We start from the raw sequence: 19,126 nt of genomic DNA on the forward strand, positions 1-19,126 counted from the left end.
TTCATGGCCTTTTTGTCTACTCTGGTCTAGGTCACAGGGTGTTGCACTTGAATTGTAAACTCGGGTTAAAAAAAGTAGACCAATTTTGATCTACTTAGTAGTTAACGCATCAATTAATCAAAAATATCTTGATGCTGAGTGCACACCTCGTTCACACTCTATACGAGTTTTTACTTTTTTATACAATTTATACAAATTAATAATGCTTAATACTCAACGATAGACTCTAATACTGAGATTGCCTGGAGTTGAGTGGGAATAAAATGCAGGTATCACTTGAAGTGAAAATCTTGATTTGACGGCATTTCAGACGAAGTGAAACGGGTTGAAATAGGTAGAATTTACTTGGTTTCCTGCCAAAATCCTGCCACAAAAAGAGCCATATACTCATAGCAGATTGCTTGAGATATGGCTCTTTTTGTGGGATCGGGCACTACTATTCATCTGAACTTGAGTTAACTGTTATTTGTTGCTCGAGCAACATGGTATATACGTCATTTTCGATAAATGAATCAAGCATGCGAACGTTTGAAAAAATCTGCAAATTTTCTTGATAGTGTTCTTCTAATTTTGAGGCGCTAATAAATTTCTGATCCTCAGGGGTGAGTTCTGACAGAATTCGCTTGAAGGCATTTGAGATGACCGTGGAGATTTCCTCCTTGGTTAGTTTTTCAAATTTAATCTTTTGATCAATTCTTGAATATATTGGAAGGCCCACCGTGGATGCAATAGTTTCCTCATCGTTGAAATTAGACGTTAGGATGAATATGCAACTAGATACATCCACTTTGTAATTGATGTCCTCGAAAATACCCTCATCAAACATTTGATAAAATACGTTATATAAGCTAGGGGACACCTTGTCGAATTCATCGATTAGGACGATGTTTGATTCGCGCGATAGTAAGTCCCTAGCCATGGATGGCCGAGCATGTTCATCACCGAAAACATATTTGAAGGCTTCTTCGGTTTGCATCATTGAAAACTGAATTCGTGTTAACTTACCATGGTAGAAGTTGCTAATATTCTTAGCTAATTCAGTTTTACCTACGCCAGAGGGTCCGTAGAACATCATGACAGTGGGCTTTTTCTGGTGATGGTATGCCGCTTTGTACAATCCTATGCACGATGCGTGTTTAGCATTGTTTTGTCCAATAACTTTTCCGGTTAGTAGCTGAGAGTAAAGTTTTGTGACCTCGGTCGTACTTGGAGAAAAATATGGCGACGTTACTTCAACAATCTCATCCTCATCAAAGTTGGATCTGATGGAGTATTCAACTCGTTTCGGAGGATTCTGAATATACAAGTTTTCGATGTCGTGGCCTAGTAGTACAATATTCGAGAAATTTGAGATTACGTGTTCTGTGACCGATGCAAAGTCATCAGCAAAAATTACCACATTACCAATTTTATCGCGGCTAAATTCGGCATCTTTGTTGCCCATAGTATCGTTGGCGCGGACCGTTACATTATATTGACGAATCAGCTCCATAAATGGTGTGTAATTGTCCTCTACTTGATTTTGATTAAGTAGGGAGCGGAAATCTTTGCTCGATCCGTAGAATAGTTGAATATTTGCCATTAGCGAACCCCCGCTAAAACGACATCGAAAACATCAAGCGATTTTTCGTCGTTAGAATCAGCATCCTGATGGGATTGAGCCTGCTTGGCTAAGCCGCTAAATCCGACTTCGGACTGCTGACTGTCAAGATTGAACTCTGTTTCAAAATCGAGTTGGGATAGCTTTGTTGTACCGACGTGAATAGCATACAGAACTAAGTTCATTTTAGGCAAATCCTGAATACGATAATTGTTCTTAAAAGCATCAATGTTAAAACGAAATACCTTTTGAGTGGTGATGGATTTACCAAATTTTGAATCAGTTTTTTCTCCGACCACTTCGTAGTAACCTTTAGAGTTTCGGATGCCACTGTTCATTTTTGAAATTGCCATGGTAATATCTGGATTGTCGAGCTGTTGATGTCCCTCCATCATCTCTGTTAGGGGCGCTATAGTTGCGAAGTAAGTCATTGAATCCTTCGGAATTGAGAGTGCGTAATCTTCCTTAATATCTAATAATGGCGTTCCCCGTTTTGATTCTGCGGACTCTAAGAAATCATAAAGCAAAGAATTCTCAATGACGGTTCTGGCAATTTTACTTCCGTTGAGAGATCCATTTGCTCCCATCATTGAGTTGATGCCGGCGGATAAGCCAGAGATATGACTCACCAGTTTATTGACTCCGACATCTTCGTCTAGTTGTGCTTTTATGTCAGCATCTGCGCCAATTTTCCCAGTCATAGATCGAATTGTTTCCTCGGTTCTCGTCAGATGTCCTTTTTGACGAACCTGTAATAAATCTACAGCGGAGGTTTCATCAAAGTAGATGATTTTTCGTGGCAGGCTTTTCTTCATGTGTGTTCCGCCTTATCTATATAATTTTTATTGATTCATACGTATTATAGCAGAGTAGAAGGATTTTATGGTCGATTTTCGAACAAACGTTCCCGAACGTGGTGGTCTTTTAATTCACTCATTTAGAGACTAAGAAGTTTTGAAATTTGGATTTTAGAAGCTGATAGCATATATTGATACTGTGGCTCGCTAGGTGTATACTAAACACATGGAAAATCCTAAGTTCGAGTTTTACACGCGTCCAAGTGGACACAATGAATTCCAAGAATTCTTAGATAGTTTGAAGCCAGTGGAAAAGCAGAAGCTGGTCACCGTCATTGCCAAGACACAGAAATTTGGTTTGCAAGTGGCGGCGCGCCAAATGTGGATCAGAAAAATATCAGATGGCATCTTTGAGCTTCGGACAACAGGATCGAATATCCAGCGGGGCTTGTACTTTCACGTTGAAGGTCCGCGTTATGTGATTACGCATGGCTTCACGAAGAAGACCCAGAAGACGCCGGTGTCTGAACTTAATCATGCCAAAGAACTCAGGACAGAATACTACGATAATTTGGGAGGTAAGTAACATGGCAAAGAACATTTCTTTTGACGATTATCTCGCTGAACAACTTAAGGACCCTGAATTCAAGGCAGGCTTTGATGCCGAATCTGCCAAACTTGAGAGCGCAGTGGCGTTGATGAGCGAGCGCGAACGCGCCGGTTTGACCCAACGGGAACTAGCCGAGCGGGCAGATGTGCCGCAATCAACGATTGCGCGCATCGAGCATGGCCAGAACACTAGCTTTGATACCATGAGCAAGATTGCCTTTGCACTGGGAAAGAAGCTCAAGGTTGAATTCACTTAGAATATAGCGATGTCCCCATGTTTGTGAGCGTCAGTTTTCGGAACTTCGAGACTGGCGCTTTTCTTTATATGATTGATGCGTGATACTTGAAACATAATACTGACGAATCGAGGCTGTTTCATGAAGGAAGCAGATCAAAAACGAGCCGCCACGGCCTTTGTCAAGCGTTGGCAAGATCGTGGTAATGAACGACAGGATAGTCAGACCTTCTGGTTGGACTTGCTGGAGACTGTCTATGATATTCCTAATCCTGGTGAGTACATCAGTTTTGAAGACCGAGTAATGCTGGATCACACCAGCTTTATTGACGGTTTCATTGACACAACCAAGGTGTTAATTGAACAGAAAGGCCGAAATAAGAGCTTGTTTGACGGCATACGGCAGTCTGACGGCAGTTTGCTGTCTCCATTTGAGCAAGCAAAACGATATTCCGCCAATTTACCGTACTCTAAGCGGCCGCGCTGGATTATCACGAGCAACTTTACCCAGTTCTTCGTGTATGATATGGAGCAACCTAATGGCGAGCCGGCAGTGATCCAGCTTAAGGACTTACCGACTGAGTATTACCGTTTGGACTTTATCGTCGATCAGTTGAATCCGCATCTCGACAAAGAGATGGAAGTTTCAATGCAAGCTGGTGAGTTGGTCGGCAAGATTTACGATGAACTGTTCACGCAGTATCGTGATCCTACTAATGCCAGCAGTCAGCGTAGTATTAACGAGTTGTCTGTACGTCTAGTGTTTTGCTTGTACGCTGAAGATGCTGGCATTTTTGGCCGTCATGGTATGTTTCACGACTATCTCAATGAATTTGAGACGCGGCATCTGCGTACGGCCTTGATAGACCTGTTTCGTGTGCTGGATACGCCAATCGATAAACGCGACCCATATCTGGAAGAAAAGTTGGCTGAGTTTCCGTATGTGAATGGCGGAATGTTTACTAATGAGGAAGTTGAGATTCCACAATTCACCGATTCGTTGCGCGCTTTGATTCTAGATCAAGCCAGCAAGGAGTTTGACTGGTCTGAGATCAGCCCAACAATTTTTGGTGCGGTGTTTGAGAGTACCTTGAACCCAGACACGCGACGTGAAGGTGGCATGCACTATACCTCGATTGCAAATATTCATAAAGTCATTGATCCAATGTTCCTAGACGGTCTCCGAAATGAGCTGACTGAAATCAAGCAAATTAAGCAACGTAAGACCATGATTCAGCGCGCGACAGATTTTCAAGCCCGGCTCGGTAAGTTGCGTTTCTTTGATCCAGCGTGTGGGTCAGGTAACTTTCTGACTGAAACCTATTTGTCATTGCGGAAGCTCGAAAACCAGGTTATCAGCTTGATTTACGGGAATGAAAGCATGTTGGCAGTTGATGACGATTTGATCAAGGTGTCCATTCAACAGTTTTATGGTATTGAAATCAATGACTTTGCGGTGTCCGTCGGCAAGACAGCGCTGTGGATTGCTGAATCGCAGATGATGGAAGAAACGGCGGCGATTGTTTACGCGAATATGGACTTTTTGCCATTGAAGACGTACACCAACATCACAGAGGGCAATGCCATCCGTCTCGATTGGGAAACGGTAGTCGGCGGCGAGAAAATTACTTACATCATTGGTAATCCACCATTTTATGGTCACGAAAAGCGGACACGCGCGCAAGCAGCGGACATGGATATTGCTTTCCATGATTTTACCAAGTATGGCAAGCTGGATTATGTGGCGGCGTGGTACAACAAAGCGGCTGACTTCATTCAAGGTAAGACGACCGAGGTCGCCTTTGTTTCAACTAACTCGATCACGCAAGGTGAGCAAGCGCCAACGCTTTGGCCAAAACTATTCGAGAAGGGCATTGAAATTCAATTCGCCTATCGGACATTCCGCTGGAGCAGTGAGGCCAAGGAGAAGGCGCAAGTCCATGTGGTCATCATTGGCTTCACCGGCTACCCACGCAAGGAGAAGAAGCGTCTGTTTGAAGGGGGGCAGATGAAGCTGGTTGACCATATCAATGCGTATCTTACCGCGGGAACTGATGTATTCCCACAGCCACGTCGAAAGACTAGTATTTCCGGTGCCAACTTTCCTGTGATGTCTAAGGGAAGCCAACCAACAGACGGGGGTAACTTAATTCTTTCTCCAGCGGAACGAGCGGCGTTAATTAAGCAGTACCCGCAAACAGAAAGTTATATCCGACGTTATGTTGGCTCCAGAGACTTTATCAATAATGTTGAGCGGTACTGCATTTGGTTAAAGGGTGTATCACCAAGTCAATTTCGTTCTGTTCCACCAATTATGGAACGGTTAGCGGCCGTCACCGAAGCAAGATTGAAAAGTCCTACACCGTCAGTTAAAGCATTGGCGGAAATGCCCATGTTATTCACTGAAATTCGTCAACCGGATTCAAACTATCTAGCGGTCCCTGAGGTTTCGAGCGAAAACCGACGTTATGTGCCGATGGGGTGGATGTCTCCAGCGGTTATTGCCAGCAACAAGCTGTATCTCGTTCCGAATGCCAGTCTGTATATGTTCGGTGTGATGACTTCTAATGTGCATATGGCGTGGATGCGTGCGGTTGCTGGTAGAATGAAGAGCGATTACAGTTACTCGCCAACCGTCTATGCAAATTTTCCGTGGCCAGAAGTTGATGATAAGCAAAAGGCGCAGATTGAACAAACAGCCCAGGGGATTCTCGATGCCCGTAAACTTTACCCGGATAGTAGCTTAGCTGATCTCTATGATCCGTTGGCGACAGTTCCTGAACTGCGCAAAGCCCACCAAGATAATGATCGAGCCGTTATGCGGGCATATGGGCTGACAATTAAAGGCACCACCGAGAGTGATACCGTCGCCATGCTGTTTGAACGTTATCGGCAACTGACCAAGTAGAATTGCGAGAAAAAGGACTACCCGTTTAGATTGGGTAGCCCAGAGTGTTTCTATTTGGCCTGCGGGGCCACTAATTCAATCTTTTCAGCCTTGTAGTAGATTGGGTTGCCGACCATGCTTGGTTCTAAACCGGTAAAGCGGCATTTCACGCTGTCACGTTTCATGATTTCCGCGTTGTTGATTGGACAGTCGAGACCAGCAACGGTGATCTGAGTGGACTTCTTACGATGTTCACCTTCCAGAATCGTGACGGAATACTTATAGCCGACAATTTCATCCGTGTTGAATTTCCGCGGTGTACCATCATTGCCCATGATTTTGTTGCCAGAATCATCAAGGCGTTCTTCAGTTGCCATTTTAGGGGTGACTTCGTCTAGTTCAAAGATGTTGCCGATCTTGGAGTAGTCGAAATCGCGCATGCTTAACATTTTAGCCATGGTAGATTGTAAAATTATTTGGGTCTAGAATTTTTGGTGTTGGAAAGTATTTCCATTCCAAAAGTACTAGGCCCTAATTTAAAAAGCCATTGATAATGGATCAAAAGCGACCAATAGGGTATACCCTAATGGTCTTTTTTATTTCTGTGCTATACTAGGAATTACAAGTGTTCATTAGAACTGTCCAAAAGGAGAATTGGAAATGGCTAAAATCGGTTATGCGCGCGTGAGTTCCAAGGAGCAACATTTAGATCGACAATTAGCGGCTTTAAAAGACGTTGATAAATTATTTACGGATAAATTAAGTGGAGCTAACACTAATCGGCCAGAACTGCAAAAAATGCTGGCCTATATTCGTGAGGGTGATATTGTAATGGTCACTGAATTAGATCGCTTAGGCAGAAACAACCATGATTTGACTAAGATCATGAACTCCATTCAAAATAAGGGTGCCACCCTAGATGTGTTGAATTTACCGTCCATGACAGGGATTGCTGACCCAAATTTACGTCAACTGATGACCAACTTGATTATTGAACTCTATAAGTATCAGGCCGAAAGTGAACGTAAGCGAATCATTGAGCGCCAGCAGCAAGGGATTGCCTTAGCTAAGCAGCAGGGTAAATATCATGGGCGCAAACCCCAATACACCCAAGACGATCCCCGCTTGCAACATGCTTTTAAACTTTATCAGGCAGGCATGAGTGATGTCGATGTTGCCCGTAATACAGGAATTAAACGGACAACCTTTATAAGGTATCGAAAGAAATTTAATGTTAAGGTAGATTGTAAAATTAATCCGAACGCTGTTCGGACAAAAAAGATCAGCTTCCTTTAAAATGGTGTTTACCACAAACCCATCTTTTAGGAGCTGATCTTTTGTCTAGTATAACCTATTCCGAACGAATTAAAATCGAAACCTTTTGTGAACTAGGGCTGTCCAATATCCAAATGGGCGTTCGGCTGAAGCGATCACGATGTGGTCGGAAAACTAAGCTGAGCGATGAGTTAAAGCAAAAGATTCCCCGTATTGTCAATCTAAGTGCAACAGTTTCTAGTCCAATCCTATAAGTGGTACACAGCTTAGAGTTCCGGCATCAGTTCCGCCGCACTCCGGTAGCCCAAGATACGACGAGGCCGGCTGTTGAGTGCATCCTGGAAGCTCTGAATATCAATGATGTCGTAATGGTGGAGTGAGCGACCTTTCGGAATAAACTCTCGTAGAAGGCCGTTCTGGTTCTCATTTGTTCCGCGCTCCCATGGTGAGTACGGATGAGCAAAGTAGACATCAGTTCCTTCTACTGAATCTAGTTGTGCGAACTCACTGCCGTTATCAAAGGTGATGGTGGTGAAGTATTCCGCACCGTAATCATCAATGATGGACTGAAGTCCCACCTTACAGGTACTTGCTTTGTAGTTAGCGAGCTTGATGATGATTTCGAAGCGACTCGTCCGCTCTGTCAAAACCAGAAACGCAGGTTCGCTATCAACGCGCTTACCTTTCACTAAATCCCCTTCCCAATGCCCCCCTTGCCGACGGTCTTGAACTTCAATGGGTCTTTCATCAATCGAGGTACCAAGCTTTGTCTTAGAACCTGTCTAGTATCTGCTGAATCTGGTAGAATTGTGGAAAACCGACTGAGGAGTTTGTCATGCCAGATTATCCAAGCAATATTTCTCGAGCGCAATTTGCGTTAATACAACCTGATTTAGAAAACTTCCGCAAGCATACAAGACCGCGTCGTTATGATCTTTATGACGTATTCAATGCCATCCTTTACTCGCTTACTACAGGGTGTCAATGGCGTGAATTACCGCACGATTTCCCGGAATGGCACACTGTCTACCGCTATTACGATATGTGGCGAGATAAACCAGACCCGACAGCTGATTCGCTATTAGAAAGGCTTTTAAAAAAACTGTTGCTTCCTATCGCTTTGCATAGGGCCGATCGGCCCGAACGTCGTTTGTGATTGTTGATGCTCAAAGTGTTAAAACCACTGATTTAACGAAAAATAGTGGCTACGATGGCGGCAAAAAGATTTCAGGGATTAAGCGTCATATGGCGGTTGATATTAATGGTTTACCACAAGCCATTCTGGTGACACGAGCTAATGTATCAGATCGTTCAGGTGCATTGGCTATGTTTAGTTTGGCTAGCCAAAATTTAGAGCTGGTTCAGCATGTCATGGTTGATGGTGGCTACACTGGCAATGACTTTGCGGATCTGGTGAAGCTCATTTTGAATGCTAAGACGACGGTAGCTAAACGCAACGAGTTGCATATGTTCACGGTGTTACCGCAACGATGGATCGTTGAACGTTCATGGAGTTGGCTAGACAAATGTCGGCGACTTTGGAAAAACTGTGAACGTGCCCTTAACAGCAGTCTTCAAATGGTTGTATTGGCCTTCCTGAAGATAGTTCTTAAAAGATACTAGACAGGTTCTCAGAGATTGTTGGAACCCAGATTTACTTCGCACATCCGTACTCGCCTTGGGAGCGTGGCACAAACGAGAACGCCAATGGACTGCTTAGGGAATTCTTCCCGAAAGGGAAGTCTCTCAGAGCAGTTACCCTGGTTGAAATTCAAGCAGTCCAATCCGCACTGAACCATCGTCCCAGACGTATTCTGAACTATCTTCGCCCATGCGATTACTACCGATGCATGGCGTAACAGCCTAGACCACTATCAAGAATTCGTTATCATCGTTGCACTTGACTTGAAAATTGAGGTCCTGAATATGATCAAACCATCCGTTTTTACGAGTCAGTGGGATTTGAGCGATTGGAAGTTTTCCCGACATTATGGGATGCTTGGAATCCTTGTTTGGTGTTGGTTAAGAAGCTTTAATAAGCGGCCAAATCGCCCGGAACAAAGTCCATAAAAATCGCCATGCCTGACAGAACAGATCGGCTCGTGTAAGCTTGATATGCGTAAGCGCATTCAAAACGAGGGATTAGTATGGGGCCATTCTTTCATGGGTCACGATGATCTCAGAATTATCCACATCCATTCTGTTGTACAACGTCAAGACTCGGACAATGACAGTAGCCATTTATACCGAAGTTATTCGTGGAAATTACGGCGTTGCAGCTGCACTATCAACGATTTTGACCGCGTTGACAGTGATTTCCTTGCTAATCTTCATGAAAGTTTCTAAGAATGGGGATATTGCGATGTAACCACAAAACTTCGTCGGAAATAGGACAAAAGGGAGTTGACCGTGACTGGTTGACTCTCTTTTTGCTGTGGAAGCGACTTTTGTTGGAAAAACTGGCTGAATATTCACATGAACGAAAAAAGATATATGTGGTGAACCTATTGACATCTAGTCTTAGAAACCATATAATATGGATATTAAAGCCGCAAGGAGGCAGAACATGACCAAAAAAATTGCAATTGTCGTTGATTCGGGTTCTGATGTCCCTCAAAGTGTTCTTGATGAAAATAAAAATATTGCAGTCGCACCGCTGAATATTACTATGAATGGGCATAATTACCTTGATGCAGTTGATATCACACCGGATGAATTTTATTCGGCGTTAGCAACGGCGGAAACCTTGCCGAAGACGTCCAGTCCGTCACCACAAGCTGCCAAAGAAGCGATGGATGCGCTGTTCGCGGCTGGTTATCAGCAGATCCTCGGTATCACAATTTCGAGCGCGTTGTCTGTGACGAACAACGTCTTTCAATTGGCCGCGCAAGATTTTCCCGCTGACACCGTAACCATTCTTGACACAAAAAGCATCGGCATTGGCAGTGGCATCCAAGCAGCCTATGCCGCATCATTGATCAATGCAGGGGAATCTTTTCAGGACGTGATTGCAAAAGTTCGTGCCTCAATCGTCAAAAGTCGGATTTATTTCTACGTGCCAACCTTGAAGTACCTCAGTGCCGGCGGTCGAATCGGCCGAGTGGCAGGCCTTGTCGGTTCGGTTTTGCACATTAAACCGGTGATCTCATGTGATCCAGAAGGCGTCTACTACCCTCTTTTTAAGGCGCGATCTGAAGAAAAAGCGATTCAAAAGTTGGTTGAACAAGTCAAACAGGATTGTTTAAAAAGCACCCACTATCGTTTAGGAGTAGCCCACGGGCAAAACCCATCTTTAGTTAAAAAGTTGGCAGAGAAACTTCGTGAAGCGACTGGTCGGCCAGTTGATTTTATTGGTGAGGTCTCACCGTCATTGGGCGTGCATACAGGGCCAGGGCTGATTGGGGCGACAGTTCAGTCGTATTAAGGTGTTACAAAAATAAGTCACGCCTCTCAAGCTTTACCTAAAACGAAAAGCAGGACGGATTTACAATTCAAGTGCAACAAATTAGTCAAATAGAAAAGACTCATAGCCTGAGTCCTTGTAAAATGGAATCACCACAAGACCAACTACAAGGAGAACTCGACTATGAGTCCGTACACCCATCTTACCTTAAAAGACCGTGAATCGATACTGCTTGGTATCTCTACAGGCAAAACTCTTGATACCATCCCCAAAGAGATAGGTCGTTCCAAGAGTACAGTCAGCCGTGAAATTGCACGTAACGGCGGCTGGCGGAGCTATTCGGCAGCCACCGCTCAGGACCGCTACCGGCGGGTTCGCTTGGCTAGCAGGCGTCCTCGGATCCTCGATCGACCGGGGACTCGTGACGCTGTCATTCGATATATCACGGTGCTACATTGGTCCCCTGAGCAGATTGCTGGTCGCTTGTCACTAGAAGGCAGTCCTATTCGCATCAGCTATTCGACTATCTACAGAGGTATCTACCTAGATAATCTCGGCGTTCCATTGAAGAGCCATGGTGCTCGCGGGCTACCAAGGCTGCTTCGACACCGAGGCAAGACGCGCAAAATCAAAGGCACCATAAATGAACGCCGGGGGCGCTTCAATGACGTGCCATCAATTCACGACCGACCCCGGTCGGCAGAAAATCGCAGCTGGTTTGGTCACTGGGAAGGCGATACAGTACGCGGTAAAACAGGACACTCTGCATTAGTAACATTAGTTGACCGTAAATCACGCTATCTGCTTTCGAAGCGAACGGCCAACGCAAAAGCTGACACTGTTAGAGACGTCATGATTGAGCTGCTTGGTGCCTTACCAGCTAACCGAGTAAGAACAGTGACTCCTGACCGTGGAAGGGAGTTTGCCCGGTACAGGGAGCTGGCAGAACGTCTGAATACAAAGGTCTTCTTTCCTGACCCACACGCGCCTCAACAACGAGGAACTAACGAAAACACCAACGGACTGATTAGAGAATACTTTCCCAAGAACACAGACCTAGACCTTCAGAGCGACCAGGAAATTGAGACTTACATTGAACAACTGAATAATCGACCACGCAAGGTCTTAGGCTGGAAGACGCCATCAGAAGTCTTCATGGGTAAAAAGTTGCACTTGATTTGATAAAACAGTCATTCCAACCACTTATTCTTCTTAGCCATCTGCACGGCCTCAATTCGATTATGAACACCGAGCTTACTGAAAATAGCGGACAAATAGTTACGAACGGTTCCTTCTGAGAGAAATAGCGAGGCAGCAATTTGTTTTGACGATAAGCCGCTGGCGACTGCCGCCAAAACAGCGAGTTCGCGGTCGGTGAGGGGATTGCTTTCAGCTGTCACCATATTCGTGACTAATTCCGGGGCGTAAACCGTTTGGCCCGTCATCACTTTTCGAATAACGTCAATCAAATCATCACTGGGGCTATCTTTGAGCAAATAACCATTTACTTGGGCAGCAATGGCGCGTTCAAAGTAAGCCTTCTGTGCGAAGGTCGTTAAAATAATGACTTTTGTTGGTAACTCACTGTCATGAATCTTATCGGCAACATCCAATCCGGTTAACTTGGGCATCTCGATATCCAGAACGGCAACGTCCGGTTTGAGCTGTTGAATGTCCTGCCACGCTTTTGCGCCGTCACCAGCACTGCCGAGCACGTGTAAATCATCTTCCAAGTCGAGTAGCTGGGTGAGGGCGGAGTTTAACATGCTTTGATCTTCCGCGAGATATAAGGTAATCATATTAGGATCGCACCTCCTTTGGTAGTGTTAATGAAACGAGGGTGCCTTGGCGATTATGGTCAATGCTAAACGTGCCATCAGCTTCGTGCATGTGACTGCGCATGCCGCTAATACCATTGGAACCAGCCCGGACATAGTTTTTGGATTTGCCATCATCCTGAATGGTCACGGAATAGGTGGTGGGACTCTGATCAAATGTGATTTCCACCTGATGGGCCTGGGCATGGCGAATGACATTTGTGATGGCTTCTGTCATGACGGCACTAAACTGACTCTGAACCTTAGTTGGCCATTCAGTTGCTTCGTTTTCACCGCTAGTGATCAACATGACGTCAGCCTCAGCGAGATTTTTTCCTTGAGACAACAACATTTCGCTGAGGGACTGCTGATGGAGATCATTCACAATTGCCCGTACGAGTTGCAAATCATCACGACTTGTTTGCGCGATATCATCCAGTTCCTGTGCCACTCGCTCCGGAGCTTTGACAAGTAACTTTTTCGCCAATTCGGTTTTTAAGGTGATCATCGAAAAACTCTGACCGAGCGTATCGTGCAAATCCCGCGCGATCCGTTCTCGTTCGCCACGTTGAATGACCACTTGCAGGCGGCGGTTCGTTTGCCGGAGTTGCCGCTGATGGATGACTGATCGGGAAAAATTATACGCCAGCATTGGCGACGCAATCGGGAAAATGAGTCCTGAGATTTCGCCAAATGATGACTGAAAGATGCCTGGTTGCGCTAAATTAGCACGCCACAGGCCAATACCGATGATGACATAGTATGCTGAAGCAAACCACCGAAAATATTTTCGCGGATACCAACCCAACATAAAAGAGACCTGCCATCCCGGGAAGATTAGCATGTAGTTGTTGAAAGCAAAGATCGAAAATAACCCTGTAATGCCTAATTCAAGTGGTATTGTGACCGGGAGCCATCGGTCAATTTCATTGACGAGTATGTAGACAATGATAAATAAACCACACAAGCCAAGCCAAAACCAATCAGCCTCTGATTTAACGGGGATGAACTCAGCCATGATCGCAGGCAAATAGACCAGCCAAATATAGCTGGTCCATTCTAGATTTTTAATGCGTGTGATTAACTTACGCCTCACCCAAGGCCACGCTCTTTCGCTGTTCATGCTTTGAGAGCACGATCACCAGTAAACCAGTCACCACAAACCAAGCAACAATGCCCAGCAAATTCGTTAAGTCTACTTTAGCACGGGAAGTGAGTTGATTTAATAGTTGATTCACAAAATAGGTGGGCATGAGTTCACCGATTGACTGCAACCACTTAGGCAACATGTTGATGGGCCACCACAACCCGCTAACAATCGCCATCGGGAAAGTGATGAGGTTGCTGGCAAGACTGAGCGTTTCATATCTGCGAATGTACGATAAGCCGATACCGATCAACATAATGGGCAATTGTCCGATCAAAACGACACCAAATAGCGAGAGCCATTGATCGAAATGAAGACTAACACCGTTAATGCCAACAGCTAAACTACCCATCACAGCAACTGAGAACAGACTCATCATTAACATCCAGAAAGCGACTGAAAGATAGTAGGGAAAGGTACCGTGAGCAGATAAGCTCAAGAAAGTAACAAGCCCTTGGTCACGGTCTCGTTTCAGAATCGCGGCAATTCCGAAGAGGGCACTAATCAGAACACTATAAACGATCATGCTATCCATATAACTTACATAGAACGGCTTCATTTGTGTTGAAGAGCCGCTGACCATGACTTTTGTGAAGAGCAAATAGAAGCCAGCCGGCATTAGCAGCGAAAAGAAGATATAGGAAAAGTTACGTAAAATTAATCGTTTGCCATCAAAGGCAAGTTGCGTTTTAAAAGTTTTCATTTTTCGTCGTCCTTCCCAGTCAATTGTAAAAAGATATCCTCCAGCGATTCCCGGGTCACGCTGACTTGATGAAGCCGATCCAACATAGGTACCAAGGCTCGGAGTGTTTGATCGCCATCCGTGCTATGGATGATCAGTTTGGGGGCAACAAGTTGAACCTTATCTACTGCTGGCAGGCCGTTGAAAATTGCTGACTGCAAATCGGTTTCACAGGTAATGGTCGCGCCAAGATGCTGTTTTTGAAGTGCTTGCAGGGAGCCGTTAAAGACAAAGCGACCATTTTGGAGGATTAAAAGCCGATCAGCAACTTGCTGAATTTCTTCGAGGTAGTGACTGGTAATCACCATGGTTTTACCTTGCTGCCGCAGTTGTTCAATTTGCGTCCAGAAAGCTTTGCGAGATTGCGCATCCATGCCAACGGTTGGTTCATCCAAAAATAACAGATCAGGATTGCCAACGAGCGCAACAGCGAACGTGATTCGCCGCAACTGACCGCCGGAAAGAATGCCTAGCCGTTGTGGTTTCAAATCGCTTAAATGAAACTCATTCAACAAAGCATCCGGGTCAAGTGCACGAGGTGATTGCGCCGCGGCAAGCTGCATCAGGTCCCCGACGGTTGTGCCTGCAATCACCATGTCACCTTGGAGCATTGAACCAAGACGAACTTTACTATCAGGCGCACCTGGGCGCTGACCAAAAACGCTGACTTCCCCAGTACCTGCTAAAAGACCGAGTAAAATATTCAGAAATGTGGTTTTACCAGCACCATTCGCCCCAATTAAGCCGACAATTTCACCTGGCTGAACCGTCAAATTAATGTCTTTTAGGACTGTTTTGTCACCGTAGCTAAATTTTAAATGTTCTGCTTGAATTACTGTGGTCATTTCGTCCACCTCCACCATTGATACTACGCGGTGGGTGGGCTAGCCAGTAGTCACGAATGTCATGAATGGTATGTGACAAATGTCATGATCCCTATGAAAAAAGCCTGTCTTTGAATTTAATCAAGCACGGTCAATAAAAAGCGGCTATCTGAAAGCTTAGTGGGGCTTCGCAGGTAGTCGCTTCAGTTGTAGCGCACTATAACGGTATATCCGCCCCTTGATGCAAGCCTTTCTTAGTCTGATCGAAACTTTTATCGGACTTAAAGGCCCCAATGAGCTGCCGCATGTTCATGTCACTGTCACGTATTTCAGGCATGCTAGGCCGCAAAGTGGTACCGGGAACCGTGAGGCTGTATTGACTAGCAAGACTGGTAATAGGCGTTTTGGACTGATACATATTGTAGAAGGCAACCTGCTCACCATCAATCAGGGCATAAAACATATAGTCTGTCTGATTGACCGAAGGGATAAACTCAGAGAACACGATGAGTTTGCTGCTAGATCCCGGGACGAGATGATAACTGTAGGTTTCACTAGTACTGTTTGCGTAGTCAGCGACTTCGGATTGTTGTAAGCCGTTGAGGGTCCAGTAAGCCGTGAAGAACAAGGCCGCCCGGTCAGCGTCTGTCAGACCCGCTAGCTCACTGGCAGGTGCAAGTGGTGCTGTTTTCATAGCATCAATCGGGTAGGTGGTGTCGGTATTTTGCGTCCATGAACTTGAAGTGGCCGATTCATTGGTGACTTCGGACGAGGAACTTGCGGTGGAGGCACTGCTGCTAGAGGCTCTGGTGCAAAGTTTGCCTGGCAACTTCATTCTAGTATACTGAGTGACAAGAAACGAGGGATTGTGCGCATGAATTACTTTAAAGGACGCCACTTTCAACAGGATATCATTATAGTAGCCGTTGGCTACTATTTTAGGTTCAGTCTCAGCTACCGTGATATCGTTGAATTGCTACGTGATCGCGGGGTTAGTGTGCATCACACCACGGTCATGCGTTGGGTTCATCATTATGGTCCCATCTTTAAGGCTTTATGGCGCCGACATCAAACCTCTCATACCAAAAGTTGGAGGATGGACGAGACTTACATCAACGTCAAAGGTCATGGGACTTATCTGTATCGTGCAATTGATAGCAACGGTCTGACGCTCGACTTCGAACTGCGAAAGCATCGTGATTATGCGGCAGCCTATCACTTTTTGAAACGGCTTTTGACGACCAATGGTCGTCCTGATCGCTTAGTCACCGATCAATATCGAGCAACACTTAAGGCAGTGAAACACCTGATAAAACAAGACTACTTGAGCAAATCAGCACATCAATGTTCCAAGTATCGAAACAATTTAATCGAACAAGATCATCGATTCATTAAACGACACCGGGTACGGTCAGCAAGTTTCCAAAGCATCCGAACCGCTAGTGCAACACTCAGCGGCATTGAAGTCATCCACGCATTACGCAAGAAAACCCGACGAGAGCTAAGCCTCATCGGGTTTTCAGTCGTGGACGAATTAAAAGCGATGGTGCCAGCATAACCTACAACACCCTATCAACAACTAGGTAAAAGGCACACTCTCAGACTATTTGCACCAGAGCCAGCAAGGGTGATCAGTGTCAGTAACTCAACCGTTGCCGCAGCGATTGCGGTACCGTTGATCATAACAGCTTTACTTGCCCACCAATCAACGACCCGTTTGGGCTTTCTTCTTGGTGTGACTGTATCAAGCAACATGTTTAAGACCATGCCGTTAACGTATAAAGCAACACCGGCCATATAAGGCATCATTGCTGTACCGTTATTTGGTACTGAATCGCGATCGTGATCGGTGACCTTGGTCGGGCTGGCGATCATGTGTGCTGTAGCGCTGGTAAAGTGTAATTTCGGCAGTTTCTTAGTTCCGTTAGATAGGCTAGTAGAGAGCTGCTGATTACCTTTAGAAAGTGTCGTAATACTATCGGTAAGCTGGTTATCTGCGGTAGAAAGTTTTTGTCCGCCTGCGAGCAATTTCTGAGCACCTGCGGATAGCTGCTGATTACCGCTGATAAGAGTTTGCCCACTAGCGGATAATGTTTCCAGTCCGGCGTTCAATTTCTTTGCGCCAGCGTCAAGGCGATTGATCCCGCTATTTAGTGCGGCTGAACCAGTGGCTAGAGAAACGGCACCTGGCGCAAGCTGGGTTTCAACGGCGCTTGATAACCGGACATTACCTTGTGCAAGTTGGCTTGCAGCGTTAGTTAACTGGGATAAGGCGCTGCTGGCTGTACTTGCTGTTTGATTTTGACGGCTTGCAGCGGTTTGCAGTGAGTTCAGAGCACTTTGCAGTTTATTCAGAAGGGGTTCCAAGGCAGCTTGCTGGCGATTGTTGCTGGCTGTATAAGTGTTGGTCACTGCATCCGTTAAGGCCTTCATTTGATTGGGTGTCAGGTTGAGCTCGGCGGCTGCTTTGGCAACATTTTCGCTGGTAGCAGTACTGGTTTGACTGGCTGCTGACTGCATTTGGTTAATGGCAGTTTGGGTTGCTTGAATGAGGGCTGCGAGTTGCGCTAGGTTGTTTGTGCCGGCTAGCTCGCTTTGATTGACTTGTGTGGCAAATGCCGAAAGCGATTGACTAAATGCTTGGCTTTTTTCGGCTTTTTAAGCGCTTACTATTGCCGATCGTAAACACGTGTGCTATATTAGTTGAGTGAACGTTTACATGGAGGCCGAATATGCCAACGATTAAAGATGTTGCTACGATGACAGGTGTATCGATCGCCACTGTTTCACGCGTACTTAACAACCAAGGGGGGTACAGCGAAGAGACCAGAGAAAAAATCGAGAGCGCGGCTCGTGAAATTAATTACTATCGCAACAAAATGGCGGCAAGCTTGAAGAAGAGTTCAGCTCGAATTATCGGCTTAATCATGCCCAACGCTCCTACACTTTTTTACGGTGATATTGTGGAAGGAATCGAAACTGTCGCGAGCCGTAATAATTATAGCGTAATTATTACGCACGCAGGTGAAGACGGAACAAATTTGATGGACTGTGTCAGCTTAATGGCGGAACGTCGGGTCGAAGGACTCATCATTGCTTCGATATCGTTGGATGAGGCGGTAGAAAATCAAATTCAAAATTTGGCATTTCCAGTTGTTCTCGTCTCAACGAAGAGTAATAGTGGGATTCCTTATATCAAGGTGGATGATCAGACTGCTGCTTATGACGCAACCACCTACCTAATTAAACACGGACACCGTGCGGTTGCGATTGCAGGTCCTAATATGCAAGACACAATAGCAGGCTTGCCACGGGTGGCGGGTTATCGCCAAGCAATGCTGGATCACAATCTACCAGTTGAATCCGAGTGGATTCATTCTGGAACCTTTTCTTTCGAGTCCGGAATTGAGGCAATGCACGCGTTCTTTCGACTCGTGCATCGGCCGGATGCGGTTTTTGCAGTTTCTGATGATACTGCACTAGGAATTATGAACACGGCAGGGGATCTAGGATTACGTGTGCCAGACGATATTGCTGTGATTGGGTACGATAATACGCGCGTTGCTGAAATGGCAAATCCAGCGTTGACAGTGGTCAGTCAACCTTTTTTCCAAATGGGCGCCAAGGCCGTTCAGAAGCTCACGACAGCAATCGACTCTGGACAGGTGATTGAGTCGGAAATTTTAAAGCATCGTATTTTTGAACGACGATCAGTATAGGAAATTTTTTTAGCATCAACGTAAACGTTTACGTTGATGGAAAATTAAAACATGTGAATTGCAGGAGGAGA

The 19,126-nt window shown here is 45.4% G+C and carries 17 protein-coding genes and 6 pseudogenes; 13 read left to right on the forward strand and 10 right to left on the reverse strand.

Annotated elements, in window-relative coordinates:
- Positions 1-436: 436 nt before the first annotated feature.
- Both EKM67_RS07215 and EKM67_RS07220 read right to left on the reverse strand, forming a co-directional pair.
- Positions 437-1,582, reverse strand: a complete 1,146-nt coding sequence (locus tag EKM67_RS07215) for an AAA family ATPase (protein ID WP_125578363.1) — start codon at positions 1,580-1,582, stop codon at positions 437-439.
- Positions 1,582-2,415: a DUF6414 family protein gene (locus EKM67_RS07220; RefSeq protein WP_054719984.1), complete on the reverse strand. Its 834-nt coding sequence runs from the start codon at positions 2,413-2,415 to the stop codon at positions 1,582-1,584. Before EKM67_RS07220 ends, EKM67_RS07215 begins: the two co-directional genes overlap by 1 nt.
- Before the next feature lie 208 nt (positions 2,416-2,623).
- Here EKM67_RS07220 and EKM67_RS07225 point away from each other — a divergent pair, with 208 nt between their 5' ends.
- From EKM67_RS07225 to EKM67_RS07235, 3 genes are all read left to right on the forward strand, one after another.
- Positions 2,624-2,983, forward strand: a complete 360-nt coding sequence (locus EKM67_RS07225; RefSeq protein WP_003589709.1) for a type II toxin-antitoxin system RelE/ParE family toxin — start codon at positions 2,624-2,626, stop codon at positions 2,981-2,983.
- Position 2,984: 1 nt separating this feature from the next.
- On the forward strand, positions 2,985-3,263 hold the full coding sequence (locus tag EKM67_RS07230; RefSeq protein WP_003589707.1) for a helix-turn-helix domain-containing protein: 279 nt from the start codon (positions 2,985-2,987) through the stop codon (positions 3,261-3,263).
- 120 nt (positions 3,264-3,383) lie between these two features.
- A complete protein-coding gene (locus tag EKM67_RS07235; protein ID WP_125578364.1) occupies positions 3,384-6,149 on the forward strand; it encodes a DNA methyltransferase in 2,766 nt (921 codons plus the stop codon).
- A 50-nt stretch (positions 6,150-6,199) separates the two neighbouring features.
- On the opposite strand, the gene EKM67_RS07240 is transcribed toward EKM67_RS07235, so the two are convergent.
- Positions 6,200-6,568: a hypothetical protein gene (locus tag EKM67_RS07240; protein ID WP_181073329.1), complete on the reverse strand. Its 369-nt coding sequence runs from the start codon at positions 6,566-6,568 to the stop codon at positions 6,200-6,202.
- Positions 6,569-6,788: 220 nt separating this feature from the next.
- On the opposite strand from EKM67_RS07240, the gene EKM67_RS07245 reads away from it, so the two are divergent.
- Together EKM67_RS07245 and EKM67_RS07250 are read left to right on the forward strand one after the other, a co-directional pair.
- Positions 6,789-7,424: a recombinase family protein gene (locus tag EKM67_RS07245; protein ID WP_125578365.1), complete on the forward strand. Its 636-nt coding sequence runs from the start codon at positions 6,789-6,791 to the stop codon at positions 7,422-7,424.
- Between the two features lie 41 nt (positions 7,425-7,465).
- Positions 7,466-7,630 (forward strand): annotated as a pseudogene (locus EKM67_RS07250) (IS30 family transposase); the annotation flags it as partial.
- A 39-nt stretch (positions 7,631-7,669) separates the two neighbouring features.
- Here the strand turns inward: EKM67_RS07250 and EKM67_RS07255 are convergent.
- Positions 7,670-8,179, reverse strand: a pseudogene (locus EKM67_RS07255) (IS30 family transposase); the annotation flags it as partial.
- A 59-nt stretch (positions 8,180-8,238) separates the two neighbouring features.
- Here EKM67_RS07255 and EKM67_RS07260 point away from each other — a divergent pair.
- The 6 genes and pseudogenes from EKM67_RS07260 (at position 8,239) to EKM67_RS07285 (ending at position 11,988) form a co-directional block, all read left to right on the forward strand.
- A protein-coding gene (locus tag EKM67_RS07260) for an IS5 family transposase (RefSeq protein ID WP_379894316.1) occupies positions 8,239-9,026 on the forward strand; the annotation gives its coding sequence in 2 pieces (ribosomal slippage) (positions 8,239-8,530 and positions 8,530-9,026; 789 coding nt in all).
- A gap of 8 nt (positions 9,027-9,034) precedes the next feature.
- Positions 9,035-9,262: pseudogene (locus EKM67_RS07265) on the forward strand (IS30 family transposase); the annotation flags it as partial.
- 60 nt (positions 9,263-9,322) lie between these two features.
- Positions 9,323-9,439, forward strand: a pseudogene (locus EKM67_RS07270) (GNAT family N-acetyltransferase); the annotation flags it as partial.
- Positions 9,440-9,552: 113 nt separating this feature from the next.
- A pseudogene (locus EKM67_RS07275) lies at positions 9,553-9,771 on the forward strand (iron ABC transporter permease); the annotation flags it as partial.
- A 198-nt stretch (positions 9,772-9,969) separates the two neighbouring features.
- Positions 9,970-10,827: a DegV family protein gene (locus EKM67_RS07280; protein WP_125578366.1), complete on the forward strand. Its 858-nt coding sequence runs from the start codon at positions 9,970-9,972 to the stop codon at positions 10,825-10,827.
- Positions 10,828-10,989: 162 nt separating this feature from the next.
- Positions 10,990-11,988 carry an IS30 family transposase gene (locus tag EKM67_RS07285; RefSeq protein ID WP_125578367.1) on the forward strand — a complete coding sequence of 333 codons (999 nt, stop codon included), beginning with the start codon at positions 10,990-10,992 and terminating at the stop codon, positions 11,986-11,988.
- An 8-nt stretch (positions 11,989-11,996) separates the two neighbouring features.
- Here EKM67_RS07285 and EKM67_RS07290 read toward each other — a convergent pair whose 3' ends face one another.
- The 5 genes and pseudogenes from EKM67_RS07290 to EKM67_RS07310 form a co-directional block, all read right to left on the reverse strand.
- Positions 11,997-12,605 carry a response regulator transcription factor gene (locus tag EKM67_RS07290; protein WP_125578368.1) on the reverse strand — a complete coding sequence of 203 codons (609 nt, stop codon included), beginning with the start codon at positions 12,603-12,605 and terminating at the stop codon, positions 11,997-11,999.
- Between the two features lies 1 nt (position 12,606).
- Positions 12,607-13,641: a sensor histidine kinase gene (locus EKM67_RS07295; protein ID WP_125578380.1), complete on the reverse strand. Its 1,035-nt coding sequence runs from the start codon at positions 13,639-13,641 to the stop codon at positions 12,607-12,609.
- Positions 13,642-13,708: 67 nt separating this feature from the next.
- A complete protein-coding gene (locus EKM67_RS07300) occupies positions 13,709-14,473 on the reverse strand; it encodes an ABC transporter permease (RefSeq protein WP_125578369.1) in 765 nt (254 codons plus the stop codon).
- Entirely contained in the window at positions 14,470-15,357 is an 888-nt protein-coding gene (locus tag EKM67_RS07305) for an ABC transporter ATP-binding protein (RefSeq protein ID WP_125578370.1), read from the reverse strand. The genes EKM67_RS07300 and EKM67_RS07305 overlap by 4 nt, the downstream gene beginning before the upstream one ends.
- Before the next feature lie 196 nt (positions 15,358-15,553).
- Positions 15,554-16,144: pseudogene (locus tag EKM67_RS07310) on the reverse strand (hypothetical protein); the annotation flags it as partial.
- A gap of 66 nt (positions 16,145-16,210) precedes the next feature.
- On the opposite strand from EKM67_RS07310, the gene EKM67_RS07315 reads away from it, so the two are divergent.
- Positions 16,211-16,894, forward strand: a complete 684-nt coding sequence (locus EKM67_RS07315; protein WP_125578371.1) for an IS6 family transposase — start codon at positions 16,211-16,213, stop codon at positions 16,892-16,894.
- 14 nt (positions 16,895-16,908) lie between these two features.
- On the opposite strand, the gene EKM67_RS07320 is transcribed toward EKM67_RS07315, so the two are convergent.
- On the reverse strand, positions 16,909-17,856 hold the full coding sequence (locus EKM67_RS07320) for an ABC-2 transporter permease (protein WP_125578372.1): 948 nt from the start codon (positions 17,854-17,856) through the stop codon (positions 16,909-16,911).
- 212 nt (positions 17,857-18,068) lie between these two features.
- Here EKM67_RS07320 and EKM67_RS07325 point away from each other — a divergent pair, with 212 nt between their 5' ends.
- The gene (locus EKM67_RS07325; protein ID WP_125578373.1) at positions 18,069-19,055 is read left to right on the forward strand and encodes a LacI family DNA-binding transcriptional regulator; all 987 of its coding nucleotides are present in this window, start codon (positions 18,069-18,071) and stop codon (positions 19,053-19,055) included.
- Positions 19,056-19,126: the final 71 nt, after the last annotated feature.

The organism is Lapidilactobacillus mulanensis (genome assembly GCF_003946215.1).
GTDB classification, from domain to species: domain Bacteria; phylum Bacillota; class Bacilli; order Lactobacillales; family Lactobacillaceae; genus Lapidilactobacillus; species Lapidilactobacillus mulanensis.

Excerpts from the sequence above, each read along its gene's own strand:
- EKM67_RS07290 (WP_125578368.1), bottom strand. The coding sequence starts at position 12,605 with ATGATTACCTTATATCTCGCGGAAGATCAAAGCATGTTAAACTCCGCC.
- EKM67_RS07215 (WP_125578363.1), bottom strand. The coding sequence starts at position 1,582 with ATGGCAAATATTCAACTATTCTACGGATCGAGCAAAGATTTCCGCTCC.
- EKM67_RS07230 (WP_003589707.1), top strand. The coding sequence starts at position 2,985 with ATGGCAAAGAACATTTCTTTTGACGATTATCTCGCTGAACAACTTAAG.
- EKM67_RS07315 (WP_125578371.1), top strand. The coding sequence starts at position 16,211 with ATGAATTACTTTAAAGGACGCCACTTTCAACAGGATATCATTATAGTA.
- EKM67_RS07285 (WP_125578367.1), top strand. The coding sequence starts at position 10,990 with ATGAGTCCGTACACCCATCTTACCTTAAAAGACCGTGAATCGATACTG.
- EKM67_RS07280 (WP_125578366.1), top strand. The coding sequence starts at position 9,970 with ATGACCAAAAAAATTGCAATTGTCGTTGATTCGGGTTCTGATGTCCCT.
- EKM67_RS07220 (WP_054719984.1), bottom strand. The coding sequence starts at position 2,415 with ATGAAGAAAAGCCTGCCACGAAAAATCATCTACTTTGATGAAACCTCC.
- EKM67_RS07240 (WP_181073329.1), bottom strand. The coding sequence starts at position 6,568 with ATGCGCGATTTCGACTACTCCAAGATCGGCAACATCTTTGAACTAGAC.
- EKM67_RS07235 (WP_125578364.1), top strand. The coding sequence starts at position 3,384 with ATGAAGGAAGCAGATCAAAAACGAGCCGCCACGGCCTTTGTCAAGCGT.
- EKM67_RS07295 (WP_125578380.1), bottom strand. The coding sequence starts at position 13,641 with ATGGCTGAGTTCATCCCCGTTAAATCAGAGGCTGATTGGTTTTGGCTT.
- EKM67_RS07245 (WP_125578365.1), top strand. The coding sequence starts at position 6,789 with ATGGCTAAAATCGGTTATGCGCGCGTGAGTTCCAAGGAGCAACATTTA.
- EKM67_RS07320 (WP_125578372.1), bottom strand. The coding sequence starts at position 17,856 with ATGCAGTCAGCAGCCAGTCAAACCAGTACTGCTACCAGCGAAAATGTT.
- EKM67_RS07325 (WP_125578373.1), top strand. The coding sequence starts at position 18,069 with ATGCCAACGATTAAAGATGTTGCTACGATGACAGGTGTATCGATCGCC.
- EKM67_RS07225 (WP_003589709.1), top strand. The coding sequence starts at position 2,624 with ATGGAAAATCCTAAGTTCGAGTTTTACACGCGTCCAAGTGGACACAAT.
- EKM67_RS07305 (WP_125578370.1), bottom strand. The coding sequence starts at position 15,357 with ATGACCACAGTAATTCAAGCAGAACATTTAAAATTTAGCTACGGTGAC.
- EKM67_RS07300 (WP_125578369.1), bottom strand. The coding sequence starts at position 14,473 with ATGAAAACTTTTAAAACGCAACTTGCCTTTGATGGCAAACGATTAATT.